This is a genomic window from Bacteroides sedimenti (assembly GCF_040365225.1).
GTDB lineage: Bacteria > Bacteroidota > Bacteroidia > Bacteroidales > Bacteroidaceae > Bacteroides > Bacteroides sedimenti.
Genome location: NZ_AP028055.1, coordinates 3,115,323 through 3,129,551, shown reverse-complemented (window position 1 = coordinate 3,129,551; position 14,229 = coordinate 3,115,323). Strand labels below are relative to the sequence as shown.

Genomic DNA, 14,229 nt, shown 5'->3' with positions numbered 1-14,229 from the left:
TATCTATTTAACTATCGCCAGCATAGTCTCCAGCTTATCTTCCGTCTCTTTCCATTCCATTTCCAGTTCCGAATGAGGTAATAATCCTCCTCCGGCGTATAATGTGAGACAGGAATCGCCAATCTCCATGCAGCGTAGATTTACATACAAATCCGTTTTCCCTTCAGGTTCCATCCAACCCATAAAGCCGGAATAGTACCTGCGGTTATAACCTTCATTCTCAAGGATAAACCGGTAAGCTTCCGCTTTGGGCAGGCCGCAGACAGCCGGTGTGGGGTGCAGCAGACTCAGAAGACTGCCTAGGCGTTTTTTCTCCGGCAAGGCAAAAAAGAATTCACTCTTAAGGTGTGCCAGCTCCCCTGCCTTGACTGTAAAAGGGCCATTTTCCTCTGGTGTAACACCAAAAGCCACCAATTGTCTCTTAACATAGTGGGCCACCAGTTGCTGCTCCCTAATATTTTTTTCGTTCCATGCATCCGGCAAAACGGCCTCTTTGTAAGGAAGCGTCCCGGCAAGCGCCACAGTGTTCCACTGCTCCTTTTCCCCGGAAAGCAAAATCTCGGGAGTGCTGCCCAGCCAAGTACCCGTTTCCGGAGTATGATAGATATAAACAAACGCATTGGCATAACGTTCGCAAGCCTCGAGAAGAACCTTTTCCAGAGAAAAGGAGTCCATTTTAGGCTGAACGGAAGTGCGCGACAGCACCAGTTTCTCAAATTTATTTTCTCTAAGTGAAGTGATAAAGGAAGAGAAAGCCTCCGAATAGGATTCAAAATCATCCCTCTTTCGGCAATCATTTAGGACTTCCGCCGGTTTTACATAGTCGGGTTCATCCACCGCCTTTTGCAGGTAGCAGCTAATATCCTGCCAACCTTCAATAACGAGGTCCGGTTGCATCACCATCAGCGGAGAAGAGTCGGTAATTTGGAACGGAGCAAAGACAAATCCTGTCTTTCCATTCAGTTCATCCAGTTCCTTAAGGCGAAGCAGCCGTCCGTCCGACTGAAGCATTAACACCGGCTCCTGCTGCGGAACCCGGTAAATAACAAAGCTTTTATTCTGTTTGATAAGTGCCTCAATACCTTTCATCTGAACTCCCCTTTCGCACTAAAAATCTATCTGTCATTGTTGCTTTCTAATTGGAGTACAAAAGTAAGCTTATTTTTCCGATTATCCTTAAAACGGGGATTGGTTTAACTTAATGCAAGCGTTGTTTAACGGAGATTTTTAAGAGTCTCTGAGATTGATGAGGGCTGATAATAATTGCAAAGAGGAATGCGAATAGATTTACCGAAAGCGAAATCGAATCAGGAAGCAGATTTGCTTTTACTAAAAACTATAAATAAGGATTTGGATTGTTGTTTTGCGAGTAAATCGCGAGAGTATTTAAAGTAGCCCGTGGGGGAGTCGAACCCCCCTTTCAAGAATGAAAATCTTGCGTCCTAACCGATAGACGAACGGGCCATCATTTGTATACTTTTGATTTTCTTCGGCTCTTTAAGGAACGTCTTTTCTCAAAAGTGGCGCAAAGGTATGAGATATTTTTTAATTCACCAAACATTTTTAGAAAAAAATAGTCCAAGGGGTTTATTAATAATATCAGGTTTTAAAATAGTTAATAACTACCTACCTCCATAACAGACTCACACCGTCAAGTTATGCACTAGGCACGGTACACAAAAAATAAAAGCACAGTTTGCAAGATCACGCATCTATTAATTATTTTCTTAACGCCATTTTTTCACCCTTTTGACTACTTTCTCTATTGGGATGACGAATATATCCCAACTAGTAATAGCCGCATCATAACCACCGCTTTCAGCCTTTTGAGTAGTGTCGAAAATATACAAACTACTGTTGCTAATCATTGTGGAGTTAGAGTAAAAACGCTCGCGTGTAGAGTTAAAATAATATTTTTTGCTTAATTTAAAACCAACTTTTTTTCCGACAAGATTAAAATTTTGCGGATCTATTTTAAAAATAAAATTTAAGTATTTTCCTTCGTACTCATTGAGTATTATAGAACTATCTATCCCCATTTTATCCAGATTTTCCAATAAATCGGTTGGAATTTCTGAAAAACTACTTACTTGCATATCGTGCTTTTGTCCAGATTCTTTCATATTGTTGTCATTGTAATTGTTTTTGTAAATGGGAGAACAACTCAATACCAACATTTCTAAACATACTATTATAAATAACTTCTTCATTTCGATTATTTTTTTGTAATTTGATAAAGATACGGACTTGACTAAACCTCTGATTGTCTAATAAGTAATTGGGCATTAAATTATCTTACAGACCTTAACCCTTATTTTTTAGTCGCTTAACTACTTTGTCAACAGGAAGCAAAAATTTGCACCAATAGACAATGGCGGCATCATAGCCTCCACTTTCCGCTTTTTGGGCAGCATTGAAAATATACAAAGCGCCATTATCGCAAGGAGAATTTTCATTGACAGAGTGTTCTTTTTGCATATAAAAGTAGTTTTCTTTACTATTCTTTATTCTACCAGTGCTTCCTGTAAGAAACCCTGTTTTTTTGTTTGTAAAATCAAAACCATTTAAACTATCTTTGAACATCACATTGAAGTAAGCACTCTCGTATTCGTTTAACAATGGAGAGTTATCAAGCCCCATTTTACTTAGTTCCTTCAAGATGTCATTTGGAACTCTATTGAAATTCCGTACTTGTCCAAATGAATTTACTGTAAGAAGCAACATAATTGTTATTACTAAATATCTCATTATTGTGTCGTTTTTCAAATCGTATCCGACAAATATAATAATTAATAACATATCATGCTACACAAAGAGCAAGAACAACCTAGTAACTACTGAATTTACTTTATTGTTATCCAGTAATATAAAAACCATTGAAAGCTTCGGGTATTTATTACATAAAAAGAAAAAAATATTTTAAATTATCATCTCACTGTATCTGTTCATCGCAAGGATAGAGCCTTGAATTGTCCGCATTCCCCATAAAGATAATTTTTAAAAGTCGCACATGTCGCGCAAGTCACGCAAAAAGGGCGTATTAATCTATTTATCAGCCAGATACAAGTGCGTGACTTCGGCTAAAAAAGCGCGTGACTTATTAGAAGTCACGCACCACCGCAGCGAGGCAATTCAGCCTTTTCATCAGATATTCAATCGTTTATCTAATATTTGAATCTATATTCAATTATATGGGCTTTCAAATTCGTCGTCTTGTTGTCCGCCGTACACCCGGATAAAGAGGTGCCGTACACCCGGATGGAGGGACGTGGTACATCCGGATCTACCTACCCCCTCCACCCGGGTGTACAAGAGAAATCGTGCCCTGAAATATTTTTTATCAGACAAAATTCATAACTTTGTATCTATAGAAAAACCGTATTCTCCTTCAATGAAAAACATTATTGCCAATATCAGACAGACCTACCCCGTTTCCGATGAGGCACTCCAAGCGTTGCTGACGGAGATGGAAGAGAGGATATACCCCAAAGATACCTGTATTGTGCAATCGGGGATAACAGACCATTTGGTCTATTTCATTGAAGAGGGAGTTACCCGCTCGGTGTTTCATCACGATGGGGTGGACACCACCACTTGGTTCAGCAAGGAGGGAGATATTACTTTCGGCATGGATTCGCTGTACTATAACCAGCGTTCGATAGAAAGCATTGAAACGCTGACCGACTGCCGGATATATGTCATCCACATTGACAAACTGAATACGCTTTACGAGAAGTATATCGACATAGCCAACTGGGGAAGAATTCTGCATCAGAATGTGAATAAAGAATTGAGCCACCTCTTTGTAGAAAGACTGCAGCTTACTCCCAAGGAACGGTATGATAGCTTTTTGTTACGTTATCCCGGGCTCATCAATCGGGTGAAACTGAAATATGTAGCTGCCTTCTTGGGTATTTCCATCTATACCTTAAGCCGTATCCGCGCTCAAAAATAGCTTTTACCTTTCTTTTTTGCTTAAAAGCAAAAGAAGTTCTTTCTGCAAACAATAATTTTGCGGACAAGATAATATTAACTCTAATAAAAAACAGATGTCAAAGATTTCTTCAGCAGCATTTGCAGACACCAAACCGCATTATAACCTATTGGACGGATTGCGGGGAGTGGCGGCTCTTTTAGTGATATGGTACCATGTAAATGAAGGTTTTGGCTTTGCCGAAGCAGTGAATGGTGCGGGTAGTGGCCTCATCAAGAACCTCAATCACGGATACCTGGCTGTGGACTTCTTCTTTATTCTTTCCGGTTTCGTTATTGGCTATGCTTACGATGACCGTTGGAAAAAAGGTTTTACCATGAAAGAATTCTTCAAACGTCGGTTGATTCGTCTTCATCCGATGGTGGTAATAGGCGCCGTTTTAGGTGTTATCACATTCTGCCTCCAAGGCAGCGTGCAGTGGAACGGTACGCAGGTTGCGACTTCCCTCACCATGCTCGCTTTGCTTTGCACCATGTTCTTTATCCCTGCCATTCCGGGGGTAGGTTACGAAGTGCGGGGCAACGGTGAAATGTTTCCGCTGAACGGGCCCTACTGGTCGCTGTTTTTCGAATATATAGGCAATATCCTTTATGCCTTGTTCATCCGCCGTTTGTCCACTAAGGCATTGGGGGCATTGGCTGTGGTGTTGGGCATTGCCCTGACGTGGTTTGCCACCTTCAACATTTCTACTTATGGAAGTCTTGGCGTGGGTTGGACGTTGGATAGCGTGAATTTCCTGGGCGGTTCGTTGCGCATGCTTTTCCCGTTCACGATGGGAATGTTCTTGTCGCGCATCTTCAAGCCGGTGAAAGTGAGAGGCGCTTTCTGGATTTGCTCAGCAATATTGGTGACTTTGTTCTCGGTTCCTTTTATCGGAACTCTTAAACCCATCAGCATGAACGGTGCTTACGAATCGTTCTGCATCATCATAGTTTTCCCTATCTTGGTTTGGCTGGGCGCATCGGGCACCACCACCGATAAGATATCGACAAGTATATGCAAGTTCTTGGGCGACATCTCTTTTCCGCTATATGTAGTACATTATCCGTTCATGTACTTGTTCTATGCATGGCTCATAAAAAGCAAGCTTTATACGTTTGGCGAAACCTGGGCAATTTCTTTGGGTGTAATGGCATGGAATGTATTGTTGGCTTATGCTTGCTTGAAGTTGTATGATGAGCCTGTACGCAAGTATTTGGCAAATCGTTTCTTGAATAAGAAAAAATAACGGCTGTTTAAGAACAAAGGGATCTTTATTCTGCCTAAAACAGAGGAAATAGTCTCGCTTTCTGAATAAGAACGCATGAGATAACAGAAGTCACGCACTAGTCACGCAGAAAGTCACGCACCTATACTACACTAGTTATTAGCAAGTTACAAACCATACGCGTGACTTGCGCGACTTGTGTGACTTTTAAAAAACAACTCTATGGGGATTTGATGAAAGACAACTTCCTGACATCATCAGGTTGAAAGAAGAAAAAATTATTATCTTTGTCACGACTTGTACCAAAAGTAAACAACAATTCCGAATAGAAGAGCGATGGCGAAACAGAAATATTATGTGGTTTGGGACGGGGTTACCCCCGGGATCTATACATCCTGGAATGATTGTCAGATTCAGATTAAGGGGTATGAAGGGGCCAAGTACAAGTCGTTCGAATCGAAAGAGGAAGCGGAACAGGCCTACTCCTCTTCGCCTTACGCATACATTGGCAAACAAGCCAAAGCAGCGCCGAGAACATTGCCGGCCAATATCATCAAACAGAGTCTGGCTGTTGACGCTGCCTGCAGCGGAAACCCCGGAGCCATGGAGTACAGAGGAGTATATATAGAATCCGGACAGGAGATTTTCCGCTTTGGGCCAATGAAGGGAACAAACAATATCGGCGAATTCCTGGCTATTGTTCACGGACTGGCCATGCTGAAAAAACAAAACCTTGCCATGCCTATTTACAGCGACAGCGTAAACGCCATCAGTTGGGTGAAACAAAAGAAATGCAAAACCAAACTACCGCGTACTCCGGAGACAGAGGAACTGTTTCAGATTATTGAGCGAGCCGAAAACTGGTTGAAGAATAACCAATACTCCACCCGGATTATTAAATGGGAGACTAAGGATTGGGGAGAGATTCCGGCCGATTTCGGAAGAAAATAAAGCTAAGACTTTCTATCACAGAATACCCTGCATTTTTTATACAAACAGCTCCTAGGGTTTTTCTTCAGAGTGCTAGCCTACACTTCAGAGAAATTGTTCTTAGTGATAAAACCTCAGTACTGACCAACTTAACATTCGACTACACTTTAATAAGTTCGCCTTCACCGACTTTACAGAATACCTCGCCAAGCGCCTTTGACACATAATATCCTTGCGACAGCTTCCTGCTTATTTCTACCACATTACTGCGCATTGCATCGTATTCTTCTTTGCTAAGACCGGATAATATATCATTAATCTGCTCCAACGAATCAATGCAAATACCAATATTATTATCCTTGACAAAATCGGCCAATGCCGCTTCCGACCAAATGATAATCGGAAGGTGACAGCGGATGTACAAAGACGTTTTGTGTGGGTTGTTGTATTTAAGATATTCACCGAAAATACCGCTGCAACAAGAGATTGAATCACCATCCCATACAAGGCCAAAATGCCCATCGGCTGTAGCTATCAGCTCATCGGAAGGAACAAATCCTTTGTAGTTATAGTTTATATTTCCACGCAGCAGTTCTTTATCAAACCCTGAACCGTACAAAGTAAATTTAAAGTTCCTTACATATTCTTCCAGCTTATACAAGAAAGCATTCTTCTTATAACTTAATGCACCTGCATATATAATATTAAAAGAAGGATCAGCATCGATTATCTTCTTGGGAGATTTCTCAGAAAGGTAATCAAATATCTCCAAACAGCTGATTGTAGAGGTACTGCCATGCTCTTTCAGCCAGCTTTCCATCTTTTTATTATGAACAATCAGGCAATTAGCATTATTCAGGCGTTTTATCTCCTGAGATACGGTTAGTCTACCTTTACGAAAACTGCCAAGATCATGAATAATCGTAATAACCTTTCCTCCCCGCAAACGTGCAAACTTGCAGATAAACAAAAAATATTTCTTCAGCGGGTACTGCAATACCAGCCAGCTGCCTTCAGATATAGAGATACAGGCTTTCAGGACCCCCATCAAGGTTAATATAAATCCTGATAATTCATTTTTAATGCAGGTTTGTCTCAACCCAATATTAGTAAAACCGCGATTCAGCAAGATGAATTCAATATCGGTTTTGGCTTTATTCCCAGCATTTGACAGATTCACATAATTCTTTGAAAGATAGTATTTCTTCATGTCTATTAATAAAAGAAATAAGTCAACATTCACATTTTATCAAATCCAAAGATATAATTTATCTTTGAATATTCATAAAACAAAAGAATCAATAATGAATTACACCTATCTTTATTGCGGCCGATTATGATAGAAAAATTTATTTCAGGTATTTTGCAAGCATGTTATCCAAGCCTTCCCATACCTCATCTACAGATATTAAGTTAAAACACTCTAGATAGCTCATACCAGATTGTTCATCATGTGAATGGTTGTCATCAGGGCTAATACCGGCATACCGTTCCCCTTCATTGGGAAGCCAGATAGATTTCAGGATATTGGGAGGATAAATGGCATAAGAAGGGATATCCAATGCTTGTGAAATATGTCTTGGACCGCCCTCATTGCCAAAGAAGAAGTTGCAGTTTACGAGCAAAGCACACAAGTTTCTCAAAGAATCGGCTTTAATATTTGTAAATATATTCTTATCAAGACCCATTTCACGATGAATATTTACGGCAAACTCTTCTTCATTATCTGCAAAATTAAAAATAACCTGGGTGTCATATTTATCTATCATCTTGCGAAGCACCTCTTTCATGCGGTCCTTATCCCACACTTTATGAGCTAACCTTGCCGTAACCATTGCCAGCACCACAGGTCTGGAAAAATCAATCCCCTGTTTCTGCATATACAGCTTATAGTCCGCCTTCTCTTGTTGGGAAACATATAAATTAAAGTCAGAACAATAATGGATTTCAGCTTCTTTTTCCAAAGGTCTTAGCAACATTAAGTTATGCTGCACCATATCGATGCTTTTGTCTCTATGATTATCAATGCGGTAATTATGAAGAAAGAAATTGTATTTTTTCTTGGAACCGATTCTATAAGGGGTAGATAATGAAAATAAAGAGAAAAAGAGCGTTTTAACAGTACTCCTGGTATCAATAATCACATCATACTTTTGAGCTGTGACCAGTTTCCTTACTTTGTTTATATATTTTATAATGTTGTAATTCTCTTCATGATTGAATGTTATCACATTGTCAATATCGGGATGATTCTCATACAATGAAGCAATGCCTTTATTCACCACATAATCTATCTGAGCATCAGGAAAAGACTTCCTCAGACTCTTGCAAATGGCTACAGAGAGAACTGAATCTCCAACTCTTCTAAAACGAATAACTAATATCTTATTTATTTTCATTTTGTTCTCATGGCATTAAGCAATGCGCAACATTTTATACTGTTTTTTCTTTGGCGACAAAGATAACATATAATTAAATACAAATGGTTATCGTTAATATTATATATTATAATCTTAGTCAAAACATTATTATTACCTTTGCACCAAACTAAGATGTTATTTTTAAATGAAAAAACTGGTTAATGTACTTATCCCAATATATCAAAACAACTTGTCAAGTAATGATTTAACCTCTTTAAGGCAATGTTATAAAATCAACAAGAAGTACGACATCACAATCATTAAGCCTGAAGGACTTGATTTATCAGCTATTCATAATGAATTTCCCGGAATTGAAGAGCAAGAATTTGCCCCTTCATTTTTTGATGGAATCGAAGGCTACAATAGGCTAATGCTATCGCCCGACTTTTATAAACGGTTTTTAGACTACAAATATATATTGATTCATCAGTTGGATGTGTTTCTCTTCAGTGACTCATTAGAGGAGTGGTGCAATAAAGACTATGACTATGTTGGCGCTCCATGGATTCTCAGACCGGTTTATCAAAGGTTTCCAATCAACCTGTTCTGCAAATTAAAAGGGATTTATAGAGATCTACGATCGCTTCCAAACAGACAGAAAATATATTTCAAGGTTGGGAACGGCGGCCTTTCTCTTCGTAAAACAGAGTCGTTTTATCACATTTCATTATCTGACAGAGAGACTATTGAGTACTATATTTCGATGAAAAACAAGGCTCATTGTTTTAACGAGGATGTTTATTGGGCTCTTGAAGCAAAAAAGATTCTTCCGACATTCTCCACCCCCGATTATAAGGAAGCTCTTGAATTCTCTTTTGATAAATACCCTGCATTATGCTATAAAATGAATGGAAACAGGCTTCCTTACGGATGCCATTCATGGACTAAGAAGAAAATGAATCCTTTTTGGGAGCCAATTATCAATAAGAGTCGATAATACCACAAATTTGATTTGCGTAATACTAAGAAATGTCAGACTGCTTTAGTCTGGCATTTCTTATATTAGAGCTTTACAATATGCTTATTCTGCATTTTACTGATTGAGAATCCTACCAGGTTCCTTAATACAGGCCAGCAATATCTTAGTATGTTTTTCTTTTTTGCGTTATCATCTATTCCAATAATCGGGCAATATTTTACCCTTAAGTTGTTCTTCCTGACATATACATTCAGCAAGCGCTCTCCCATGTATCCCCAGATTCGAGCCTGAACCGGGTCATACCCGGATAAATCTATTCGTGTTTCCAGCTCTTGTAATATAGTGAAAAGCCAGGTACAATAATCATTAAGTATATCTTTGTTTGCAACAAACATGTTGCATGGAGAAAGCCTATTGCCATTATTAATGACTTCATGAAATGCAGGCATATACTCCGGGCTTAACTCCTTAATTACACTCTCAAGAGCCTTTAAATCCTTTCCAACGTGTCTTTTATTATAATCGAAAGCCAGACTATATCGGAAGATTAAAGGTTTGGCTACTATTATATCATACTGTCCAAGTATACTCTCTACATTTGATGTCAACAGGTCTGCTCTTTCAAATCCCTTGGCAGTGACAGGTAAAAAGCGTCTGATATTAAAAGGACCTGTTACAAACTTAAAATATCTTCTATAATGACAAAGCCCAATGTAGCTAACATCGCTGCTCATCAGATTCTTCCATACCCAGTACAATCCGGTTAATTCGCAATAACTTTTATTCTTTACACTGATATTTTCTCCTGTATTATCGCCACTTATGCCCAGATCTAAATCGCTTATTGCTTTTCCTACATGAATGGGCATATAGACGTCATCATTTAAAAAAAAATCTTTTTTATGCACACAAACCAGAATCTTCAATTTATCATTTGACATACCCTTCAACCTTTTTCTTCATCAAAAAATTCCGAACTCCTTTTTCGCCAGACTTAGAGAAGCCTCAACAGTATCGTCCATATCAAAGTAGGCATATTGAGCCAACCTTCCGCCTAAGAGAAGCTTGCCGTTCGATTCTGCTTTTTCTTTGTACTTCAGATAAATTTGGGTATTCTTTTGGTCATTTACCGGATAATAAGGCTCATTATCATTGGCAAATTCACCGGGATATTCACGGGTAATAACAGTAAAAGGTTGCCTACCGAACTCAAAATGTTTATGCTCTATGATTCTGGTGTACGGAACGTTTCGCTCATTATAATTCACTACTGCATTTCCCTGAAAATCTTCGATATCCAGGCGTTCATGTTCAAAGAAGAGCCCACGATACTCCAGCGCTCCAAATTCATAATCAAAGAATTCATCAATACGTCCTGTAAATAGTATCTTATCAGCCAAGTTGTCAAGTTCGGCTTTGTTCTCAAAGTAATTGGTATTGAGTCTTATTTCGATTCCATCAATCAAGCCTTCTATCAGTTTATTATATCCCCCTTTCGGAATTCCCTGATAATCATCGTTGAAATAGTTGTTATCATAAGTAAAACGAAAAGGGATGCGCTGTATAATAAATGCAGGAAGTTCAGTAGCCGAACGTCCCCATTGCTTCTCGGTATATTCTTTGATAAAAGTATAGTAAACATCTTCGCCACATAACTTTAAGGCCTGTTCTTCCAAGTTCTGAGGTTCAATAATGTGAGCGAACCTTCCTCTTTGCTCTTCCAACTTCTCTTTTGCCTGTTGCGGAGTATTCACTCCCCAAAGCTTATTGAAGGTATTCATGTTAAAAGGAAGATTGTATAATATCCCCTTATAGTTTGCTAAAGGAGAGTTGGTAAATCTATTAAATTCCACAAATGAATTGACAAACTGCCAGACTTCCTTATTGCTGGTATGGAATATATGGGCGCCATATTTATGAACATTAATTGAATCGATATTCTCGCAGTAGATATTTCCTCCCATATGAGAGCGTTTTTCTATCATCAGGCATCTCTTTCCTTGTCTATTTGCGTGGTAAGCAAAAACAGCCGCGAAAAGGCCTGTACCAACTATTAGGTAGTCATATTTTGTGTTCGTCATATTCAAAGCTTTCTATATTTACGTTTCTTCAGCCTGAAAGATATAGGTAATATCTGATATTCTATTTATTTTCGTTCATCTTCTTTCCAGTTAAATGAGTCTGCCTCTTCCCTTTGCAAAGCATTAATAACTATCTGATTGGCACTGTCGATTATCTCTTTTTTAATACTGGTTGTACTGATACCTTGTGTATACGGGAAATATTCAACACGTTTTCCGGGTTGGGATTTCATCCACTCCAACCCTTCCAGGTATTTTTCTTTCCAGTCGTCGCCAATAGTGACTATATCAATTTCGTATTCTTTAAGCTGAGCTATCTCTGTGAGTTTTGTCTGTTTAACTGCCTTTGTAACACAGCCGATAGCTTCTACAATTCTAAAACGTTCTTCGAAAGGAATAACTGGTTTCATACCTTTGTACTTTTCGATTAACTCATCAGTACTTACTCCCACAATTAATTCATCGCCAAGGGCTGCCGATTTTTCAAGGATGTTTAAATGACCTACGTGAAAGAGGTCAAAACTACCGGAAGTAAAAACTCTTATTTTCTTATTTTTCATAGCAATACAACTTATTTTTCTTCAATAGCTTTTATTCTTGAAACGAGATAATCAATATCTTCTTCGGATTGCAATCCCAAGTGCGACACCCTGAAAAAGCCGGGAGTTGAACCTGGCATTATATAAATGTTCTCCTTTAACAACTCATTGAATAGAATGTCCCCGTTTCTATTGACAAAGAAACCGGTGATGCAATTTGATGGATTCTCTGCCGGTATAAGCCATTCATGCTCTTTACATTTCGCTCTGAAATACAACGCCCTCTTTCTCACTTTATCAATGATTGCATCTACCCCAATTTCCGAGTTCATCTTTAAGCGTTTGTGTAACTGCAAAAAGAGTGTGGTTGCAGGGCTGTAAGGAGTTTGTCCTCTCTCCAGGTTTTTCAGGTTCTCTTTAAAGTCAAAATAATAGCTCAAATGGTTATACTCCTCAGAAAGAGCCTTTTCAGAGAGAAAAACAAAAGAGAGACCGGGAGGTATATTCAACCCTTTTTGGCTACTGGTTATGCACATTCCAATATTTAAGCTATTCATATCCAGCGGGTCGGACAAGAAAGAGCTAATAGCATCAACCACCAGAAATACATCGTACTTCTTGCAAATCTCTGCAATCCGGGACAAATTATAAAGTTCGCCGGTAGACGTTTCATGATGCTGGCACAAGAAAACGTCAGGATTAGCCTTTTTAATCTGTTCTTCCATCTCGGAATAATCGGGGCTTTTTGCAAAAGGAACCTCAAAGAGGTGGTATGGACAATGATAATATTCACACAAATCTTTCCATCTGTATCCAAAAGAGCCACCTGCGAGGATAAACGATTTCTTTTTGAGTGTCACGAAATTGGACACAACTGCATCCATAGCGCCGGTTCCTGAACCTGTATAGAATATCACCCTTCCGTTCTTACAGTGAATTTGTTCCAGAAGAAGCTGCTCCGACTCTTTTACTATTCCGGAAAAGAAAGATGTACGCATGTACGGAATCTGCTCCGCTCCTACCTGAAGAATCTCATTTTCAATATTACCCGGAAAAACATAAGATTTCATCTCGTTGATTTTTTTGTTTTATTTTATCCAGCCAAATTCTTTAATGCTGGTATATTTTCGCCATAAATTAAGTCTGCGCTTTGGGGGCACACCATTTCTTTTAATATAATCTCTGACAGCCTCGAGCATACGATGACAAACCTGGCCGTCTAAATAAGGATCATAATTTTCTATCACCCAGCGTCTTTTATTAATACAGGACTGATCAAACTGTACTTTTTCGAATGCTTCGGAAAGCAATGCTGCATCCTGAATGTCATACCAATATATATCCTTTGCAATGGTTCTGAAGGTTATGACAGGTTTATTTAATAGAAGAAACTCATATACAGTAGATGAGGTGTCACTTATCATCACATCCGACATCAACTGATATTTGGTAACATTGAAATCATCAATCCAGATAATATTCTCTATCTGAGCTGCAAGTTCTTTGTATTCATCAATCCATTCTTGCCGTGTCAGAGGATGAAACTTTAGCAGTAACAGAATATCTTTCTCACGCGCCAGTTGTAGAAGCGCCTCTTTCAAAAAAGGAAGTGAGGTCATGGAAGGGGAAAAAGTGGGAGCATAAAGTACCATCTTTTCCCTGTTATATTGTTTCAGTAAAGTTTCTTTCTCCTTATCGAATGTATGCAGATTAGCAAGAATCCAATCTTGTTTTGTCCATCCTGTTTCTACAACTTCAAAATCTTTGTATTTTGCTGCCAACCGACGGAAATTGTTTGTAAAATAGGGGCCTTGTGTAAAGTAAGTATCAAAATAGCGACGAATAACCCAGTGATCTTTTTTCTCTGCGGCATAGCCATGAAACACCTGAACTTTTACACCCGGAAGGTAATACGGGACGATGTTGCCCGGCACAAAGATTGCTTCCGGAGAGAAGTCATATACCTCCTGGATTGAATTAGTCCATTTTACCTTATCTTTCAAAGGGAAAGAGGGAATTTTCTTCTGGTGGATATACCAAAGAACATCATTACCACCTTCTTTGGAAGCATATTTCTGTAAAGGATACAATATCCCTACAGCATATTTATTCTCGCAAAACAATACGATGCGCATAATC

General features: G+C 38.9%; 14 protein-coding genes and 1 tRNA gene. 4 read left to right on the top strand and 11 right to left on the bottom strand.

The genetic code is table 11. The annotated features are described in order from the left end of the window. Window positions 1-3 precede the first annotated feature (3 nt). The 4 genes from ABWU87_RS12530 to ABWU87_RS12515 all read right to left on the bottom strand — a co-directional run bounded on the left by ABWU87_RS12530 (window position 4) and on the right by ABWU87_RS12515 (window position 2,748). Window positions 4-1,089, bottom strand: coding sequence for an isochorismate synthase (locus ABWU87_RS12530; protein ID WP_353331216.1), 1,086 nt, complete (start codon window positions 1,087-1,089; stop codon window positions 4-6). A gap of 303 nt (window positions 1,090-1,392) precedes the next feature. Then, window positions 1,393-1,464, bottom strand: a tRNA-Glu gene (locus tag ABWU87_RS12525). Between the two features lie 263 nt (window positions 1,465-1,727). Then, on the bottom strand, window positions 1,728-2,210 hold the full coding sequence (locus tag ABWU87_RS12520; protein WP_353331214.1) for a hypothetical protein: 483 nt from the start codon (window positions 2,208-2,210) through the stop codon (window positions 1,728-1,730). A 94-nt stretch (window positions 2,211-2,304) separates the two neighbouring features. Continuing rightward, window positions 2,305-2,748: a hypothetical protein gene (locus ABWU87_RS12515; RefSeq protein WP_353331212.1), complete on the bottom strand. Its 444-nt coding sequence runs from the start codon at window positions 2,746-2,748 to the stop codon at window positions 2,305-2,307. A gap of 643 nt (window positions 2,749-3,391) precedes the next feature. Between ABWU87_RS12515 and ABWU87_RS12510 the strand changes: the two genes are divergently transcribed. From ABWU87_RS12510 to ABWU87_RS12500, 3 genes are all read left to right on the top strand, one after another. Then, window positions 3,392-3,955 carry a Crp/Fnr family transcriptional regulator gene (locus tag ABWU87_RS12510; protein WP_353331211.1) on the top strand — a complete coding sequence of 188 codons (564 nt, stop codon included), beginning with the start codon at window positions 3,392-3,394 and terminating at the stop codon, window positions 3,953-3,955. 94 nt (window positions 3,956-4,049) lie between these two features. Next, window positions 4,050-5,222 carry an acyltransferase family protein gene (locus ABWU87_RS12505; RefSeq protein WP_353331209.1) on the top strand — a complete coding sequence of 391 codons (1,173 nt, stop codon included), beginning with the start codon at window positions 4,050-4,052 and terminating at the stop codon, window positions 5,220-5,222. 315 nt (window positions 5,223-5,537) lie between these two features. Beyond that, on the top strand, window positions 5,538-6,152 hold the full coding sequence (locus ABWU87_RS12500; protein ID WP_353331207.1) for a ribonuclease H family protein: 615 nt from the start codon (window positions 5,538-5,540) through the stop codon (window positions 6,150-6,152). A 139-nt stretch (window positions 6,153-6,291) separates the two neighbouring features. Here the strand turns inward: ABWU87_RS12500 and ABWU87_RS12495 are convergent, their stop codons facing one another. Beyond that, window positions 6,292-7,341: a galactofuranosyltransferase gene (locus ABWU87_RS12495; RefSeq protein ID WP_353331205.1), complete on the bottom strand. Its 1,050-nt coding sequence runs from the start codon at window positions 7,339-7,341 to the stop codon at window positions 6,292-6,294. Window positions 7,342-7,480: 139 nt separating this feature from the next. Beyond that, window positions 7,481-8,530, bottom strand: a complete 1,050-nt coding sequence (locus ABWU87_RS12490; protein ID WP_353331203.1) for a glycosyltransferase family 9 protein — start codon at window positions 8,528-8,530, stop codon at window positions 7,481-7,483. Between the two features lie 166 nt (window positions 8,531-8,696). Between ABWU87_RS12490 and ABWU87_RS12485 the strand changes: the two genes are divergently transcribed. Then, window positions 8,697-9,488 carry a DUF5672 family protein gene (locus ABWU87_RS12485; protein ID WP_353331201.1) on the top strand — a complete coding sequence of 264 codons (792 nt, stop codon included), beginning with the start codon at window positions 8,697-8,699 and terminating at the stop codon, window positions 9,486-9,488. Between the two features lie 65 nt (window positions 9,489-9,553). Here ABWU87_RS12485 and ABWU87_RS12480 read toward each other — a convergent pair whose 3' ends face one another. From ABWU87_RS12480 to ABWU87_RS12460, 5 genes are all read right to left on the bottom strand, one after another. Next, window positions 9,554-10,411, bottom strand: coding sequence for a DUF4422 domain-containing protein (locus ABWU87_RS12480; protein WP_353331199.1), 858 nt, complete (start codon window positions 10,409-10,411; stop codon window positions 9,554-9,556). A 21-nt stretch (window positions 10,412-10,432) separates the two neighbouring features. Continuing rightward, complete coding sequence (glf, locus tag ABWU87_RS12475; protein ID WP_353331197.1) at window positions 10,433-11,551, bottom strand: UDP-galactopyranose mutase; 1,119 nt, start codon at window positions 11,549-11,551, stop codon at window positions 10,433-10,435. Window positions 11,552-11,616: 65 nt separating this feature from the next. Then, window positions 11,617-12,111 carry an adenylyltransferase/cytidyltransferase family protein gene (locus ABWU87_RS12470; protein WP_353331195.1) on the bottom strand — a complete coding sequence of 165 codons (495 nt, stop codon included), beginning with the start codon at window positions 12,109-12,111 and terminating at the stop codon, window positions 11,617-11,619. 11 nt (window positions 12,112-12,122) lie between these two features. Then, the gene (locus ABWU87_RS12465; protein WP_353331193.1) at window positions 12,123-13,160 is read right to left on the bottom strand and encodes a pyridoxal-phosphate-dependent aminotransferase family protein; all 1,038 of its coding nucleotides are present in this window, start codon (window positions 13,158-13,160) and stop codon (window positions 12,123-12,125) included. 18 nt (window positions 13,161-13,178) lie between these two features. Beyond that, on the bottom strand, window positions 13,179-14,225 hold the full coding sequence (locus ABWU87_RS12460) for a CDP-glycerol glycerophosphotransferase family protein (protein ID WP_353331191.1): 1,047 nt from the start codon (window positions 14,223-14,225) through the stop codon (window positions 13,179-13,181). Between the last annotated feature and the right edge of the window lie 4 nt (window positions 14,226-14,229).

What these genes read in the sequence shown, in the direction of transcription:
- ABWU87_RS12520 (WP_353331214.1), bottom strand. Translation starts at nt 2,210, where the DNA reads ATGAAGAAGTTATTTATAATAGTATGTTTAGAAATGTTGGTATTGAGT.
- ABWU87_RS12485 (WP_353331201.1), top strand. Translation starts at nt 8,697, where the DNA reads ATGAAAAAACTGGTTAATGTACTTATCCCAATATATCAAAACAACTTG.
- ABWU87_RS12505 (WP_353331209.1), top strand. Translation starts at nt 4,050, where the DNA reads ATGTCAAAGATTTCTTCAGCAGCATTTGCAGACACCAAACCGCATTAT.
- ABWU87_RS12500 (WP_353331207.1), top strand. Translation starts at nt 5,538, where the DNA reads ATGGCGAAACAGAAATATTATGTGGTTTGGGACGGGGTTACCCCCGGG.
- ABWU87_RS12480 (WP_353331199.1), bottom strand. Translation starts at nt 10,411, where the DNA reads ATGTCAAATGATAAATTGAAGATTCTGGTTTGTGTGCATAAAAAAGAT.
- ABWU87_RS12515 (WP_353331212.1), bottom strand. Translation starts at nt 2,748, where the DNA reads ATGAGATATTTAGTAATAACAATTATGTTGCTTCTTACAGTAAATTCA.
- ABWU87_RS12490 (WP_353331203.1), bottom strand. Translation starts at nt 8,530, where the DNA reads ATGAAAATAAATAAGATATTAGTTATTCGTTTTAGAAGAGTTGGAGAT.
- ABWU87_RS12510 (WP_353331211.1), top strand. Translation starts at nt 3,392, where the DNA reads ATGAAAAACATTATTGCCAATATCAGACAGACCTACCCCGTTTCCGAT.
- ABWU87_RS12465 (WP_353331193.1), bottom strand. Translation starts at nt 13,160, where the DNA reads ATGAAATCTTATGTTTTTCCGGGTAATATTGAAAATGAGATTCTTCAG.
- ABWU87_RS12470 (WP_353331195.1), bottom strand. Translation starts at nt 12,111, where the DNA reads ATGAAAAATAAGAAAATAAGAGTTTTTACTTCCGGTAGTTTTGACCTC.
- ABWU87_RS12530 (WP_353331216.1), bottom strand. Translation starts at nt 1,089, where the DNA reads ATGAAAGGTATTGAGGCACTTATCAAACAGAATAAAAGCTTTGTTATT.
- ABWU87_RS12460 (WP_353331191.1), bottom strand. Translation starts at nt 14,225, where the DNA reads ATGCGCATCGTATTGTTTTGCGAGAATAAATATGCTGTAGGGATATTG.
- ABWU87_RS12495 (WP_353331205.1), bottom strand. Translation starts at nt 7,341, where the DNA reads ATGAAGAAATACTATCTTTCAAAGAATTATGTGAATCTGTCAAATGCT.
- glf (WP_353331197.1), bottom strand. Translation starts at nt 11,551, where the DNA reads ATGACGAACACAAAATATGACTACCTAATAGTTGGTACAGGCCTTTTC.